Consider the following 16,415-nt stretch of genomic DNA (forward strand, 5'->3'; position numbering starts at 1 on the left):
ATTCTTAAGATCTGCTTAAAATTTAATGGTGAAGGTGGTTCCCGAACCAAATTCACTTGTTACGTGAATTTCGGCATTTATAGCATCGGCAGCCTTTTTGGCTATGGAAAGACCCAAACCGTTTCCTGAAATGCTTTTATGATTTAGGGCATCCGACCTGAAAAAGTGGTTAAACAAGTTGTTCAAATCCTCTTTTTTGATGCCTATTCCTTCATCTTGGATCTTGCAAACAATTTTAGAATTGGCTTCAGTAATGGTAATGTGTACCGTTTTATGCTCCTCGGAATATTTTATGGCATTACCAATAATATTGTCTAAAATCAAGTTGGAATAATACTTCGGCACAACATTTACTAGTGCAGCACCTTTGTGAAAATCTAATACAAGTTTTTTTTCTGATATACTTTTTTTACGCCTTGAAAGAATTTCGTCTATTACAGTGGGTAAAGGAACTAGGGATTGGTCTATTGTTTTAGAATTGGTATCTAACCTTGCTAGCAGTAAAAGTTGCTCCAAAGTGCCAGTTATTCGGTCTATTTCCGTAAGACTGAATTTAATTTTCTCCTCATATTCCGCCCGCTCCCTTGGTTTTCGAATCAATACCTCAAGCGTACCTTTTAAGGTCGATAAAGGGGTGCGCAGTTCATGGGAAGCGTCTGAAGTAAATTGCTGTTCGCGTTCAATGGCGCTTTCAATACGCTGTAATAATTGGTTGATACTCGATGATAATTCATAGAGTTCGTCTTTGTTTTGTGGTAAAACCACTCTTTCATTAAAATTATTTTTTGTAATCCGCTTTGTGGTTTCGGTTATAACTTTTACTGGAATGATGCCGCGTCCCGCCAAGTATCTTGAGATGAAATACAATCCCACTAATAGAAACAGATAAGAAATAAACAAAACATTGCGTAGGTTGAGTAATACCATCTTAGATGATTCTAATGACATTGCAGCGAGTATAAAGCCTTTAATTTTGCCATTTTGCTCGATAGGCACTTGAACTTGTCTGATAGCTTTACCGTTGAGTTTTTCGTTAAAATGGCCACCGAAGTTTTGTTGTGGATTAAAGGTGAGGACATCATTTTTAAGGTTAGGCGATTTGTCTATAAATTTGCCATTCTTATCGAGTATTTGAATAAAGACAGGGTTTACTTGAACTTCCCGATGCTCCCTTTGTTCCCATCCCTTTTTATTTTTTATTTTTATGCTATCTCCTAAGATTTTAATTTCTCCGGTGTGCTTCTCAGCTTCAAAAGATAGGTCGCTATCCAGATTTTGAAAAACTGTTCCCTGCACTACAAAATAAACAGCTGTAAAAGCCACGGCCATAATCATGGCAGTGGCTATCATATAATGTAATGCAATTCTATTTTGAAAACTTAAGTTCATATTTCTTTTGCTACATAGCCAATTCCACGCACGGTTTGAATATAATTTTCATCTTCTCCGAGTTTTAATTTTTTGCGAAGGGCATTAATATATACGTCAATAACCCCTGTGTTGTATTCAAAGTGAATATCCCAAACACTCTCAATGATACGGGATCGTCGGCATACTATACCTTTGTTGCGCATCAGGTATTCCAGAAGCGCAAATTCTTTTTGGGTCAGACTGATTACTTCCTCAGCCTTAAGCACTTGATGTGTTGCTGTATTCAGGGTTATATTTCCAAGTTTAAAAATGGAATGTTCCCCAGATTTAGGGCGCAGTTGCACTTTAATTCGTTCTAAAAGCTCTTCAAAATGAAATGGTTTCTTTATATAATCGTTAGCACCGGTTTGGAGTCCGAAGATGGTTTCATCAAGGGTGTCTTTTGCAGTTAAAAAAATGACAGGGGTATCTTTAAATTCCTTTCGGAATTGCCTACAAATTTCGATTCCGCTCATTCCTGGCAACATCCAATCCAGCAGCAACAAATCATACTCCCCAGAAAGCGCCAAATGAAGGCCTTTCTTCCCTTCCTCGGCAATATCCACCGCATATGACTCCTCCTCTAACCCCTGTTTGAGGAAATTATATATACCGGGTTCATCTTCTACAATTAAAATTCTCATGCTGCAAAAGTTACAATTTTTAATTAAGTTAAGATTTGGTTTTTCTTAAGATTGGCTTAAAATTCATCAAATAAGGTAAGGCTGTATTATTGGTTATAATAATACATTGAATATAAATCCTGAAATGATGATCGCGAGAGTAACAATGCCAAAAAAGATGGCCATTAACTTTAAGGACATTACTTTTTTAAGCAAGGTAGCCTCGGGAATGGATAAGCCTTTCCAGTTTTCTTGATCGATACTGTATTTCATTTTTGGCGTTATTATTTTCTCCTTTTAAGAACAGTACTTTTTAGTTCTTTAAGAGACTAATTTTCTTTTCTTTATCGGGACTCCCGTTCTTTTAATTTCCGTTTTTAGATCTACTTACTAATCTTAAGAGTATTCCTTTTTCATTTGTAAGCTTCCCATAAAACACATTGCAGAACTGATAAATATTTATACTTTTAAAGAAAATCAGACTGTTTATGAATACTATTGAAATATATCGCCGCGTGGCCCAAGCCATAGCAGAGCAGGATTTTGATATTTTAGATCAACTAAAACCTATCAAACCCACATATTTTAACTGGGTTACTGATATTTTTGAGCCACTTAACGTACAGCAACATCCCAATGATCTGGCCTTGATATGGAAATATAATGACCAACAGCAAACCTATACTTTTGCAGAAATCGCTGCACGAAGTAATCAGTTTTTAAATTTTATTCGGAGACATGACGTGCAACATGGAGATAATATATTTATCCAATTGCCATTGGTCCCTCCCAATTGGTATAGCTATTTAGCTTGTATAAAAGGAGGAATGATAATCATTCCTGCTGCCACCAGTTTGGATGTGCGCGATTTGGAATTCCGATTCCAATCTGTATTTCCCCAAGTGGCTTTAGCCGATCAAGCCAATGCTGAAAAAATAGATACGGCTGAAAAAGCGACAGGCAAAAAGATAAAAGTTAAGATTATTACCGAAGGTACTCGCGAAGGTTGGGAGCCTATAGATAACATTCTTTCTGAATCCACTGAGGCGGAGGGTGCTAAAACCCAAAGCGATGATGATCTGTTCTATTTTTTCACTTCTGGTACTACGGGCATGCCTAAAATAGTAGTACATACCCACTATGGTTATCCAATGGGACATCTTACCACCACCACATGGGTAGGTATGAAACGAGGAGATTTGCACTACAATATTTCACAACCTGGATGGGCGAAGTTTTCATGGAGTAGCTTTTTTGCCCCATGGAATGTAGGTGCTACTATACTGGGTTATCACATAGACCGGTTTGATCCGAAAGAACAATTACAAACATTACAAGATCTAAAAGTTAATACCTTTTGTTCGCCACCCACATCGCTTAGAATGTTAATTCAGGAAGATTTGAGTGCTTATACATTTTCGCTTAGGGAATGTGTGGCTGCTGGCGAACCTCTTAATCCTGAAATTATAGAGGTTTGGAAAAAAGGCACAGGGGTGCTTATCAGGGATGGTTATGGACAGACGGAGGCTACGGCTTTGGTGGTCAACTTACCCAATAGCAATGTTAAATTTGGATCTATGGGTAAGCCTACTTTTCTTTATGATATTGTAATAGCCGATGACCATGGCCAGCAATTAGAAAACCTAGAGGAAGGAAATATTTGCCTGACCCACAATAAAGAAAATGTAAATGGGCTGTTTAAAACCTATTTGAATGATACGGGCAGACATCAGTTGGTTTTTAAACACGGCCTCTATTATACGGGAGACAAAGCGTATAAAGATGAAGAAGGTTATTTATGGTTTGTGGGCAGAGATGATGATGTTATTAAAGCTTCCGATTTTCGGATTGGCCCTTTTGAAGTGGAGAGCGTACTCTTAGAGCACCCAAAAGTATTGGAGGCAGCGGTAATCGCCAGCCCCCACGCCTTGCGCAGCAATGCAGTTAAAGCCTTTATAATCTTGGCTCCTGAAGTTAAACTTACGGCTGAAGTAGCACAAGAGCTGTTTGATTTTTGCGAGAATCAACTGGCGCGCTACAAAATTCCAAGAATTATTGAATTTACCCACGAATTGCCCAAAACGATTTCTGGGAAAATTAGAAGAATCGAACTCCGTGCCGAAGAAGCCGTTAGCAAACAGAAAAAGGAAAAACGTCCTAATGAGTTTTATCACGATAAGTATTAATTTTTTTTTGGCGTTGGTAAGTAGTTTGGGGAAGATAATTGTATTAAATTAATCTCAAAAAGAGTGAATTCAAAGTGCGACAGCAATTTCAAATTCGCCTGTGCTGAGCTAAGTTTACCCTGAGCAGCTTGTCCTGAGCGGAGTCGAAGGATATCGAGGCCCCCGTCATCAAAAGATTAGTCTATTTCCTCGGTAACACTTCCGCAGTCCAACATTTCCGCTCCAAAATATGGATTGCGGATTTCCTTATCCTTACTCAACCAATACGCACCCACATTGTTGTTTGCCATGGGGCAAAATTCCACATAGACTTTTTGATTGATACCAAAAGTTTTTACGGCATTTATTAAATGAGCTGATAGATGCACAAAGTATTCCCTTTGTTTTTTAATGTCTGATGTTTTGGATATTGAAGTAGCTGCTTCTTTTAGTTCTTTATCCAATTGCATCCAATGGTTATGGACATTTTGATCTTTCAATAGCTTCATATCAACCTCTGAAATCCTTTTAAGCAAATTGTTTGCGCCTTCCTTGGCAGATTCAGCATTGTCTTTTATCAAGGCATCTTCCAAGATGATGTAAGCGCCAAAAATACCTTTGAGCTGTGTTTGGAATTTTGCAGCGGTTTCCAATCTTTGGTTATGCGCAATGTGGTCTGACGTTTCTATCTTGGTTGTATTTCCCATACCTACATGTCCTTCATGGCCGGTCGTTGTTTTGCCTCCTTCGGTATTCATCATGCTTTTTTTACCTTGTAACTGGGCAGCGGCATCAACCGTAAAGGTGCCATTGGTTACCACTTCTTCTCCATTTCTTAGTCCATCAACAATGTTATAAACATCGCCATTTTTAGTGCCCAAGGTTACTTTACGCATTTCAAAAACAGGCTCGTTGGGATTTGTTTTTACATACACCAAGGACCTGCTTCCTGTCCATAAAACCGCAGTGGCGGGAACGGTTATCTTTGCTTGGGCTGCATTGCCTTTGGACATCTGTACTTTTGCGGTAACGAACATTCCCGGTTTCAATATATCTTCTTTATTGTTCAAGGTTGTCCTCACTGAAACGGTTCTGGATTTGGTATTCAAGACTGGGTCTATAAAAGATACCGTCGCTTCAAATTCTTTGTTGGGATAGGCATTGGTGGTAACTGTTATTTTTTGGCCTTCCTTTAGCTGTGAAATTTGATTTTCATAAGCGTCAAACATTGCCCATACGGTACTCAGATTGCTCACTTTTACAATGGGTTGTCCTTGTTTAACATAATCGCCTTCCTCTGCCATTTTTTGGGAAACCGTACCTGAAACCGTTGCGTAAATGGGGAAATTCTCACGTACTTTTCCCGATGTCTCTATTTGATTGATTTGACTTTCTGATAGTTTCCAAAGTTTTAACTTGTTGCGAACAGCATTATAAAGAGCGGGTTGCGAAGCTTTCATAGAAGTTGCGGTTATAAGTTCTTGTTGTGCAGCAACAAGGTTGGGGGCATAAATAGTGGCTAATAATTGCCCTTTTCGGACTTCTTCGCCCGTAAAATTGACGTTCAGTTTTTCAATACGGCCTTCAAAATAACTTGCCTGAACGGCGTTGGCTTCTTCATTGGCCATTATCTTTCCAGAAAGTAACATTGTGTTTTCATCCGTTCCCGACGCATTTCCCACAATAGTAGTTTGGATGTTTGCCAATGCCATGGCGTTTTCTGTCATTTTAATCTCGTTCACTGCAAGGCCATCCGCACCTGATTCCGCAGGAATTAAATCCATCCCACAAATGGGACAATCGCCTGGTTCGGGTTGCATAATTTGTGGGTGCATAGAGCAGGTCCACATTTGGGTCTTGGCTTCAGCTTTTTCTGTTTTGTTGCTGTCTGAACTTTCTGAAGAAGTCCCAAAAAAGACATAGCCCATGACTAATCCTACGGCTAAAATTGCGATATAAATGATGTATTTTTTCATCTGTATAAAATATTTGTTTTTTAAAGGAAGACGTAATGACCTGTTATACTCCTTCGGTTGATTTACCCTTAGTTAATGGGCATTCCATAATTATATTCTTAAATTTATTTTCCCAATTTCAAAATATTAATAGCTCCTTTTGTTACTATTATAAACACGATCGCTCCAACAATTAGATCAGGAATTCTAGAATTTGTCCATAGTACCAAAAACCCTGCGATGATTACTCCAAAATTTATTATTATATCATTGGATGTAAAAATCATACTAGCTTGCATATGTGCTTCATTGCTTTTGGATTTTTGCAATAAATAAAGACAGGCTGCATTTGCCAACAATGCTAGTATTGATACGATTATCATTGTTAAAAAATCTGGCGTTTCCGTTTTTGAAAAAAAACGCCTTACTATTTCCATAAATCCAATAATGGCTAATAAAATTTGGAAGCCTCCAGCCATGGTAGCGATATTCTTTTTTCGGGACAATGAACCGCCTACTGCAATCAGGCTCAAACCATATACAAATGAATCTGCAAGCATATCAAGACTGTCTGCCACCAAACCCATTGATTTTGAAAGCCATCCAGTTGTTATTTCAATTATAAAAAAGAGGAAATTGATAGCCAATACGGCCCAAAGCAATTTGCGTTGATTTGAAGGTTCATCAAAAATCACCTCATCAGTAGTAATTGTTGTTATCAATTGCTCATTAAATTTTAAATCGCGTATAGCACCCTCTATTTTCTGAAGATTCCCATTGTGATAGACCACTAATGTCCTATTGGTAATATCAAAATCCAGTTGTTTTATTTGATGAAACCTTTCCAACTTCATCCGAATAATTGATTCTTCAGAAGGGCAATCCATCTTTTGTATTTTGAAAATTGATTTGTCCATTACCCACTAATTTTAGTTTTCTGCTTCCAGACGCTTGATGTATTGTTTCATTTCGGCTATTTCCTTTTCTTGTGCCTTAATGATACCATCAGCCAATTTACGCACTTCTGGGTCTTTGAGGTCTGCCCTTTTGCTCGTTAAAATTGCGATGGAGTGATGGGGAATCATTGCTTTCATCCAGAGTATATCGCCAACAATAGGGCTTTGTGCTCTTACCAAGCCAAGTGCACTAACAAACAAAATCAAGCTTCCCAATAAAATGGCGATATTCTTTTTCTTGTTTTGGTACATTTTGCGCATAAAGAACCACATTATTACTGCCATAGCTGCTATGCCCAAACAACTCATATAGAATCTGGTTACACTGAAATAAACGTGGTCTAACGCATAAGTGTTAAGATACATCGTGATATACATTGCTACAAATGAGGCAGTGAGCATCAATATAAACTTTGTGTAATTGCCTTTGCTGTTGTGTTGGTTTGAATTCTCCATGGTTTTAATATTTAGTGTTTATAGTTGGATTTTTTTTAATCGTAATGAATTCAGAATTACAGATACTGAACTGAAACTCATAGCCAAGGCTGCTATCATTGGCGATAATAGGTACTGGTGCCGTTGGTTTGTTGACTTTCCTTTTTCGCTTTTTTCTCAGCTTGGTGCTTATGTTCCGCTCCAGGATCAGCCGGAAGTGTAATAGAATAGCTCCCTCCATCGTCTTTCAATGCTTTTTGAAAAGCTTCCAAAGGGATATGCTCTTCCATTTCTATAACCGCTTCTGCCTTTTCTAGATCTACAGATGCCTTTGTAACTCCATTGACTTCACTTAAGGTTTTCTCAACGTGGCTGCGGCAACCATTGCAGGTCATTCCGTGAATGTGATAGGTGTGTTTCATTTTATCTTAATTTTTTACATTTTCGTCATTTCATCTTCACTCATTTCTATTCCCATATTCATGTTTCCGTCCTTATCTGTATGTGATTTCATAAATAGAAATTGAGACAAAAAAATGAGAGCAATCCCTATTGCTGCGACAATAAGCACAAAGGGGTCGGTCAAAAATTTTAAAAAGATAAATGCTGCCAAAACAACAATATCCATTAGCAAGGCAATTATGGGAATTACTGGATTGAATTTTACTTTCTTTTTAAGGTGTTTAAATAGTCCCCAATGAATGGCAATATCCATTATCAAGTAGAAAATTGCTCCAATGGAAGCTATTCGAGTTAAGTCGAACAAAATAGTTAACAGTATTGCTAATGAAACGGTAAGAATCAAGGAAGGATTTTTAAGTTTCTTGATTCTATTCAAATTAGGAACTTGTTTCATACTACTTAACATTCCTAACATTCTTGAAGCAGAATACACGCTGGCAATTACACCGGAAACAGTTGCAACAATGGCAAGTAAAATTGTTAAAGTAGAACCCCATTCGCCAAATAGGGGTTTTGCGGCTGCGGCCAAAGCATAATCTTTTGCCACTATAATTTCTTCAACACTCAATCCGCCAGCAACCGATAATGCCAAGGTAACATAGATGATTGTACAAACGACAATTGAAATAATTATGGAACGCCCTACATTTTTATGAGGATTTTTTATATCGCCTCCTTGATTTGTGATTGTTGTAAATCCTTTATAAGCAAGAATCGATAAGGCTAATGCAGCAACAAATCCAAAACCTTCAGGTAGGGATTGGCTATTTGCAGGACTATAATTACCTGTAATAGTAGGTAAACCAGAAATAACCAATCCCGAAATGGCCAATACCACAATACCAACTACTTTTATAATTGCAGTAATGGTGGCGGTACGTTCAATAATTTTATTGCCAGAAATATTGACAATATATGCAATAGCAATAAGGATTACTCCCAACACAGATGCGTACCCGGCATACTCCTGCGGAAACAGCCGTAAAGCATACGCCCCAAAAGTTCCTGCCACTAAACTTTCGGCAACAACCATAGACACGTACATTAACAAGGAAAATGAACCTGCAAGTGTACCTGGCGAATAGGCCTTTGTTAAAAATTTTACAACCCCACCAGAAGATGGATAAGCATTGGAAAATTTTACATACGAATAAGAACTAAATCCTACCACTACAGCTCCTACTATAAAAACAACAGGAAATAAATCGCCAACCAATTCGGCTATCTGCCCCATTAACACAAAAATACCTGCACCTATCATCACGCCTGTTCCTAATGATACAGAGCCTAATAATGACAATTTTTGGGTGTTTATTTTTAAGGGGTTCATTTGGCAACTATTTATCTTAATTTTTTTCGCATTGCATCAGAAATATTTTCGGCGTAAACTCCGTATGCATCCACCAATAATCCTTTAATTCCGTTTTTGGATGAAATGGCATACAGCACACTATTGTCGTCTGTACTGCTCATTCCTTCAAAACGATGCATCTCATCCACATCAAAATCTTCTGGGTGTAATTTCAACTTTAATGCATTGCATTCAATATGTCCCGAACATAAATTAAAATCATAGGTGTATCCGTTTGCTTGTAAATCTTTCATTGCTTCTGAAAGGGTATCATAACTTTTCATCTGTTGTTCTTTTATATATTGTTCAAAATAAAATCAACCATTTCCGAAGGCGGCAAAACGGGTACGTGGATTACCGGAAACGGTAAGGATACATTCACATTGGCAATAAGCGTCCCTAAATTCCTACTGGTTTATACTATTTTTCTTTTCTAAAATACCAAAGTGCCAATAGGACAATTAGAAATGGAATAATCCATAAATACATCATAATTTCTTGATTTTATTACTCAAGGTTATTGCTGTGATTGTCTGCCATACCGCCCATATTCATACCTTTATCGCTCATCATCTTCATACCGGATTTCATACAATCTTCGCTCATCATCCCTTCATTATGCATCATTTGCATCATTTGATTCATCATTTTTCCATCTTTCATCATTGATTGCATCATATTCATTGACGTTACACTGTCATTCATCATATTCATACCTTCGCCCTTCATCATCATATTCATCATTTTGTGATTTCCCTGCATCATTTGCATTGCTTGATTATTGCCTTGCATATTCTCCATAAATTCATTCATAAAATTGGGATTATTTGCAATTGTTTGCATAATCTCATTTCTTGTTTCTGTATTTTCAAGCATTGCCTGAACATCTGGTTCTTGCTTACAACTATTTAATGTCATTAAGCCTACTACTGATAAAATCATTACTAATGTTCTCATAATATTTAATTTTTAGATTACTATTTATTTATTCTGTTTTCGTTGACGTGATTATGTTTATTATTGAATTTTCTTCCACAGTATCAGAAGTGTTATTTGCAGAATGGAATATATTATTGGTTTCCTTTTCTTTTTGTGAAATTGAAAAATAACACTATCAATACTATTACAATTAGGAGTATGAAAAACCACCAGCCCACATGCATTCCCCAGTAATGGTAACCTCCATTATGGTTCATCATTGTGTTTCCATCTGTATCTTGTTTACAGCATGTTAATGTAAAAAGACCAATTACCGTTAAAAGTGTTACTAATGTTCTCATAATATTTAATTTTTAGATTACTATTTATTCTGTTTTCGTTGACGTGATCATGTTTATTGTTGGATTTTTGATTTTTCTTCAATTTTATGCGAAGTGCTGTATGCAGAATGGAATATGTTTTTGGTTTCCTTTTCCGAAAGAAGATACTTTTCAGGAAGAACATTTTGAAGGGTTTGGGCAGAGATATGGCCGCTCATTGTAACTTCGGCCCCTCCTTTTTCAACATTTGCGACCACCTTAGTTACATTATCTAACTGACCCAAATATTTTTCTACAGATGCTTTACAGCCTCCGCAGGTCATTCCGTGTATTTTATATGTGTGTTTCATTATTCGTGATTTTTCTTTAAAATCCTTAAATACGCTACAAGAGTTTGTCTTTCATCTTTTGAAATCTCAGCATCCCTATGCATTAAAACATACGAATAGAGAGGCATTTCTTCGTCTTCAATTTGATGGATCATCGCGTTGAGCTTGCTATTTTTTCTTCTCTCGGAATACGTATCCCATTCGTTGAAATTCAATTCGTCCTTTCCTTCTTTTATATGATGCTCCAAAAACCAAGCTATCGGTTGCATCTTATTGTACCAAGGATAGTCCGTATTGTTGCTGTGGCAATCATAGCAGGATTCTTGCAATATAGTATTAACGTTCTTTGATGGATTGTTGACCACCAAAAAATCGGTTTTTGGCACTATATTACTTTGGTTACGCCTTGTGGGCACAAACTGCATGCCCACAAACGCAATCAATAAAATAATCAATATGATTCTTAGAATCTTCATAATAAGATTGATTTAATGCATCAAATGGTTCAACATCCCAAAATCAGCCTAAAGCATACAGCTTACAGCCCTTAATTTATTTCTTTCTCCACTTTTCCGCAATTCAGCATTTTGCTACCATAATATGGATTCTTTATGTCCTTGCTCCTACTTAACCACGCACTGCCACCATCGTACATTGGGCAAAATTGTTGGTATAAAGTAGTTTCCGTGCCGGTAATGGCAACCATATCGGTTATATCCTTGCTCAATATTTTGAAATGTTCACGTTGGTGGTCCATTTCACTTTTGCCAATATGTTCTGCATGCTCCATTGCGTCTTCAATAATATCTTTCAGTTCCTTTTGCTGTTCAGCAGAGTAACTGCTTACATTAAAACCCTTCAATGTGCTTTCAAGTTTCTTTCCAGCCTTTGCAGCATCCTCTTTATTGGTTGCCACCAAAGCATCTTTCAGTGCCATATAATCTGCCACCACTTGTTTTGCATCGGAATTCTGCATTTTGGAATCCATTACAGTATTGGACCTATCCGTATTGTTGTGGTCCATCATTGAAGTATCGTGATTCATTATTGAATCATTTTCATCCATCATTGAATTTTCGTGATTCATCATAGAATCATCATGATTACCTTCTTCTGGCATTTCAGAATGCATTCCATCGTCGTGCAAATCTTCCTTTTTGGTGTCTCTACATGACATTGTTGTTAGGCTTACGAAAGCCATTGCCACAATTGCTGTTGCTACTTTTAAATTCTTCATTTTGTTTTACATTTAAATTAATATTATTATTTATTAAAATCTCACTGAAAGTCCACCACCCGCTCCAAAACGGTTGTCGTAGCTCGCCATCAATGAAAAGTTTCGTGATAAAAAATATTTTACTCCTGCCTTCCAAGTAACTTCGTTTGTGAAATTATCTCCAAAAGAAAGGTCATCAACCCAACCGAAATTAGCTTGGTATTCATACATTCCAAAAATGGCTGTTCTTGGAAAAATCAGTATTTCACGACTTAAACTTATTTGAGGTCGCAACTTACTATCGATTCGCACATCGAGATTGAACAAATAAGGTGTTAAGAATCGTATACCCGCAATTGCCGTGGTGGAAATCTCATCTAAACTATCTTCCATCTCATTTTCAATGTTCACACCACCAAAAACCCGTAAATAATCGTGCAGATAACGTTCATAGGTTACTTCAGCTTCTAGATTTTGGTTCCAACCATATTCTGCCATCACATTAAATTGATTTCGAATATTTGAAGAAACAAAATTAAACCCTGTCATATTTGATGCGGCATCAACAGTTGCCCATGTATAATATTGGTCAGCTTCGTTAATTAAGTTCTTTACCGGATATTTTGCCATCCGTGGGTCGCGAGGTGTATCATAACTTACAATTCTTGCCATACCACTCATCATATGGTACAGGATGTGGCAATGAAAAAACCAATCGCCATATTCATCGCCATTGTTACCGCTGAATTCAATAGTAACTTGTTGCATTGGTGGTACATTAACCGTATGCTTTAAGGGCGAATACTCGCCATTTTCATTAATGACTCTAAAAAAGTGACCGTGCAAATGCATTGGGTGGTGCATCATCGTCAAATTATTGAAGGTCATTCTGGTAACTTCGCCGCTTTTAATTTTTATGTTATCTGCTTCGCTTAACGGAACTCCATTCATACTCCAGATGTAGCGTTGCATATTTCCTGTAAGATTCAGTAATATTTCCTTGACTGGAAGTTTCTTATCATACGTTGTTTTTTCGGGCGATTTCAGATAATCGTAATTGTATTCAGAAAACATATTCATCCCATCCATAGCTGCAGTTGAATCCTTTATCATTTCCATATTGGAATGGTCCATTTTTGAGTGGTCCATTTTTTCATTCATCACAGAATCTTTTGGGATTTTCATTTTATCATTCATCTTCATTTTAGAATCGTCCATTTTCATTTTGTCCATATGCATTCCATATTCTTTCTTCATTTCAAAACGCTCATCTTTGTTTGGTTGAAATTTTAACGCGTGTGCACCCATTTTCATATCCATTTTTGCCATTCGCTGCATCATCTTGATTTTATCGGGTTTGGCTATAACTTGCGCAGGAAGTATTTCGCCATTTCCAATATATGCTTTGGCAATGCCCGAACCGTCCTGGGCCATAGCTCTAAACTCAATTTTTCCGTTTTGGGGAACGGTTACAATAAAATCATAGGTTTCCGCAACCCCAATAAATGTTTTATTATGTGCAACAGGAACCACATCGTTCCCATCTGCAGATACCAACATTGGGGTTTCGCCTCCAAAGGTCATCCAAAATTGTGAAGTGGCTGAACCATTGATAATTCGTAAGCGCAACTTTTCGCCGGGTTTGTATTCTGGATATTCCACTGACTCTTTACCATTTATTAAAAATGCAGGATAATACACATCAGCGATATCGGCACCTTCCATACGCTGTTTCCAAAAATTGAGCTGTGCACCGAATGCACCACGAGCAATGACTTTATTCAATGGTGTTGAAGTACCTTTTTTCATTTGATACCACTCGTTGCCACGTTTTAGGTTTCGCATCACATTCTTTGGTTTTTCATTGGTCCAATCGGAAAGCATCAGCACCAAATCTTTATCATAATCCAAAGTTTTTTGCTTTGGTTTTATCACTATTGACCCGAAAACACCACTTTGTTCTTGTAACATTGTATGTGAATGGTACCAATAAGTTCCTGATTGTTTCAAAGGAAATTCATATTTGAAAGTTGTGCCAGGTTTTATGGGCGGGGTTGACAGATAAGGGACACCATCGTAAAAGTTGGGCAATAATAGGCCGTGCCAATGCACAGAAGTTTCTACACTCATTTCATTTTTTACATAAATGACTGCATATTCGCCTTCGGTAAATTCGATTGTTGGGCCAGGAATTGTTCCATTTACGGTCATTCCTTTAACCTGTTTTCCAGCTTTGTTGACCATTTCTTCCTTGATGGTCAAGGTATATTCATGAATTGGTAGATTATCTACATTTCCTTCATTTTGTGCGAATGCCGAATTGATGTAAACAAATACGAGCATAAAAGCATAACTTATCTTTTTCATTGGATTACTCTTTTTTTTTCAAAATTAATATTGATGTTCAGCATCTTTTATCATAATCTTGGTTCATAGTTATATAATTCGGTCTAACGATGTGCGGTCATTTATTTGTTGTAATTTATAACTGGAAAGGCTCATTCCTGTTTCAATTTTGAACTGTCTACTTAAATGGTTTAAGTTGCTATAATTAAGTATCTGGCTAATTTCAGTGAAATTGTATTCTTGGTTTTGAATGAGCTCTTTTACTTTTTCTATTTTCAATTTGATAAAATATTTTTTTATTGTAATATCTTCTGTTACTGAGAATAATTTGCTTGTTTTGGAATATTCACTATTGAGTTTATCTTCGAGATAAGTGGAAAGTTTCCTATTTATATCTAATGGTAAATTTTTCAAAAGCTTAATCAACTCGACTTTTACTTGTTCTACCAATTGATTTTCAGGACTTTCAATCAATGAAAATCCGTTTTTATCTAAAATAGAAATTAAGGTTTGTTTGTATTCGGTATCTTGAATATTTAGTATTATTCTTCCCAATTCAATTTCGAGCAAATCGATATTCTTATCTTTTAATTCGTCCGCCAATACTTTGATACACCTATCACAGACCATGTTTTTTATGTAGAAAATTTTTTCCATCTTTAAATGATTAGATAGTTTATTAATGCCGATTGTACGTAATAGCTCTTAACCGATTCAATTTGGCTTATTTGAAACTTTAATTGCAGTTCCTGAATATCCAACACATCGTTAAAATCAATCGTTCCCGTTTCGTAATTTTTAATAAGGATGTCCTCTGCATTTTTGGCCTGTACTAGGTTTTTCTGTTGGGTATTGAACTTTATACGGGCTTGGTTCCGCTGGGAAATGGCTTTTGCCAAATCGGCCTTCAGTACATTCAGCCTTTCGTCTTTCTGCGATTGAATCTCCTGTTTGCGCAATTCGTTTTGCTTGGAAACGGACTTGTAGCGTTTGTTAAAAATGGGAATCGATACTGATACCATAGGCATCACAATGTCCTTTCCGTTATCAATCAAACTCATATCCGTGCGTTCGGCAACTGGAATATAATCTAGCCCTAAGCCGAACATTGGCAAAGCATCCCGTTGGTTCAACAGCTCCGATTGGGTTACAGACTCATAAAGCTTATCGTATTTGAGTAATTCTGGGTTTACCGAAAGTGACTCATAACTATAAAGATTGTCCTCTTCTGGAACTTCCAGGGAAGACACCACCAATACATCAGTATCATAATCACGGTTCCGCAAACTGTTCAAAGCCGCCTGTATTCCTTTGTTTTGTTGCAGTAGAATGTCTTTTTCCTGTTGCAGCTCATTCTGCCGCATTTGTAGTCGCAAAACGTCCACAGCAGATGCCTTACCTACTTCCACTGAATTGAGTGCGAGCTTTTCATAGGTTTTTAAGAGCGCTATATTTTTATCAAGCACTTCTTCTTGGGCCCTTATTTCATAAAGCTGATAATAGTATTGGGAAACGGAAAGTGAGAGTTTGCGTTTTGCGATGGTCACTTCCACATATTGGGCCTCGGCCATTGAAGAAGCGTAGTTTTCCCTCGCCGTTATAGTCCCAAACCAAGGGAGCATCTGCTTCACGGAAAAACGCGCCTTTTGAGCACCCACTCGGGTTTCTGGCTCACTTACAAAATATCCTGCGCTAACTTCAGTATTCGGTAGCCAATTGGCTTCATTTACTTTTTCATCAGCAATATCAGATTGAAGCTGAACCTTTTGGATTTCGGGGCTGTTGGTGATAGCTTCGTCTATGTACGTCTGTAAATCTTGCCCATAACTATTGAGAACCAAGAGCCAAGAGCCAAGAAACAGCATGGCTTTTTGTTTTATAAAATAATTTGATCGTTGCATCTTCATT

General features: G+C 37.2%; 17 protein-coding genes and 1 pseudogene. 1 reads left to right on the top strand and 17 read right to left on the bottom strand.

The genetic code is table 11. From position 1 onward, the window contains the following. Nucleotides 1–15 precede the first annotated feature (15 nt). The 3 genes from AEQU1_RS09125 to AEQU1_RS09135 form a co-directional block, all read right to left on the bottom strand. Nucleotides 16–1,389: a HAMP domain-containing sensor histidine kinase gene (locus AEQU1_RS09125; protein ID WP_111880560.1), complete on the bottom strand. Its 1,374-nt coding sequence runs from the start codon at nucleotides 1,387–1,389 to the stop codon at nucleotides 16–18. Further along, nucleotides 1,386–2,054 (bottom strand): response regulator transcription factor, encoded by a 669-nt coding sequence (locus tag AEQU1_RS09130; protein ID WP_111880562.1) that lies wholly within the window; start codon nucleotides 2,052–2,054, stop codon nucleotides 1,386–1,388. Before AEQU1_RS09130 ends, AEQU1_RS09125 begins: the two co-directional genes overlap by 4 nt. A 93-nt stretch (nucleotides 2,055–2,147) precedes the next feature. Further along, nucleotides 2,148–2,306, bottom strand: a complete 159-nt coding sequence (locus AEQU1_RS09135) for a hypothetical protein (RefSeq protein WP_220092315.1) — start codon at nucleotides 2,304–2,306, stop codon at nucleotides 2,148–2,150. 215 nt (nucleotides 2,307–2,521) lie between these two features. Between AEQU1_RS09135 and AEQU1_RS09140 the strand changes: the two genes are divergently transcribed. After that, on the top strand, nucleotides 2,522–4,219 hold the full coding sequence (locus tag AEQU1_RS09140) for an AMP-binding protein (protein WP_111880564.1): 1,698 nt from the start codon (nucleotides 2,522–2,524) through the stop codon (nucleotides 4,217–4,219). 176 nt (nucleotides 4,220–4,395) lie between these two features. Here the strand turns inward: AEQU1_RS09140 and AEQU1_RS09145 are convergent, their stop codons facing one another. The 14 genes and pseudogenes from AEQU1_RS09145 to AEQU1_RS09210 form a co-directional block, all read right to left on the bottom strand. Beyond that, a complete protein-coding gene (locus AEQU1_RS09145) occupies nucleotides 4,396–6,174 on the bottom strand; it encodes an efflux RND transporter periplasmic adaptor subunit (protein ID WP_111880565.1) in 1,779 nt (592 codons plus the stop codon). Nucleotides 6,175–6,278: 104 nt separating this feature from the next. Then, complete coding sequence (locus AEQU1_RS09150; protein WP_111844907.1) at nucleotides 6,279–7,070, bottom strand: cation transporter; 792 nt, start codon at nucleotides 7,068–7,070, stop codon at nucleotides 6,279–6,281. Between the two features lie 12 nt (nucleotides 7,071–7,082). Then, entirely contained in the window at nucleotides 7,083–7,565 is a 483-nt protein-coding gene (locus AEQU1_RS09155) for a DUF305 domain-containing protein (RefSeq protein WP_111844908.1), read from the bottom strand. A 104-nt stretch (nucleotides 7,566–7,669) separates the two neighbouring features. Further along, a pseudogene (locus AEQU1_RS09160) lies at nucleotides 7,670–7,966 on the bottom strand (heavy-metal-associated domain-containing protein); the annotation flags it as partial. A gap of 14 nt (nucleotides 7,967–7,980) precedes the next feature. Next, nucleotides 7,981–9,336 (bottom strand): APC family permease, encoded by a 1,356-nt coding sequence (locus AEQU1_RS09165; RefSeq protein ID WP_111844910.1) that lies wholly within the window; start codon nucleotides 9,334–9,336, stop codon nucleotides 7,981–7,983. Nucleotides 9,337–9,347: 11 nt separating this feature from the next. Then, nucleotides 9,348–9,641 (bottom strand): phosphoribosylpyrophosphate synthetase, encoded by a 294-nt coding sequence (locus tag AEQU1_RS09170; RefSeq protein WP_111844911.1) that lies wholly within the window; start codon nucleotides 9,639–9,641, stop codon nucleotides 9,348–9,350. A 223-nt stretch (nucleotides 9,642–9,864) separates the two neighbouring features. Beyond that, on the bottom strand, nucleotides 9,865–10,275 hold the full coding sequence (locus tag AEQU1_RS09175; protein ID WP_309300254.1) for a hypothetical protein: 411 nt from the start codon (nucleotides 10,273–10,275) through the stop codon (nucleotides 9,865–9,867). 152 nt (nucleotides 10,276–10,427) lie between these two features. After that, nucleotides 10,428–10,637, bottom strand: a complete 210-nt coding sequence (locus tag AEQU1_RS09180; protein ID WP_146743735.1) for a hypothetical protein — start codon at nucleotides 10,635–10,637, stop codon at nucleotides 10,428–10,430. Nucleotides 10,638–10,690: 53 nt separating this feature from the next. Next, nucleotides 10,691–10,966 carry a heavy-metal-associated domain-containing protein gene (locus tag AEQU1_RS09185; protein WP_111844913.1) on the bottom strand — a complete coding sequence of 92 codons (276 nt, stop codon included), beginning with the start codon at nucleotides 10,964–10,966 and terminating at the stop codon, nucleotides 10,691–10,693. Further along, entirely contained in the window at nucleotides 10,966–11,421 is a 456-nt protein-coding gene (locus tag AEQU1_RS09190) for a heme-binding domain-containing protein (protein WP_111844914.1), read from the bottom strand. The genes AEQU1_RS09185 and AEQU1_RS09190 overlap by 1 nt, the downstream gene beginning before the upstream one ends. A gap of 71 nt (nucleotides 11,422–11,492) precedes the next feature. After that, nucleotides 11,493–12,182 (bottom strand): DUF3347 domain-containing protein, encoded by a 690-nt coding sequence (locus AEQU1_RS09195; protein WP_111844915.1) that lies wholly within the window; start codon nucleotides 12,180–12,182, stop codon nucleotides 11,493–11,495. 33 nt (nucleotides 12,183–12,215) lie between these two features. Beyond that, nucleotides 12,216–14,528: a multicopper oxidase domain-containing protein gene (locus AEQU1_RS09200; RefSeq protein WP_111880567.1), complete on the bottom strand. Its 2,313-nt coding sequence runs from the start codon at nucleotides 14,526–14,528 to the stop codon at nucleotides 12,216–12,218. Nucleotides 14,529–14,597: 69 nt separating this feature from the next. Then, nucleotides 14,598–15,164, bottom strand: a complete 567-nt coding sequence (locus AEQU1_RS09205; protein ID WP_111880569.1) for an AraC family transcriptional regulator — start codon at nucleotides 15,162–15,164, stop codon at nucleotides 14,598–14,600. 2 nt (nucleotides 15,165–15,166) lie between these two features. Then, nucleotides 15,167–16,372 carry a TolC family protein gene (locus AEQU1_RS09210; protein ID WP_258455256.1) on the bottom strand — a complete coding sequence of 402 codons (1,206 nt, stop codon included), beginning with the start codon at nucleotides 16,370–16,372 and terminating at the stop codon, nucleotides 15,167–15,169. Between the last annotated feature and the right edge of the window lie 43 nt (nucleotides 16,373–16,415).

Source organism: Aequorivita sp. CIP111184 (genome assembly GCF_900489465.1).
Taxonomy (GTDB): domain Bacteria; phylum Bacteroidota; class Bacteroidia; order Flavobacteriales; family Flavobacteriaceae; genus Aequorivita.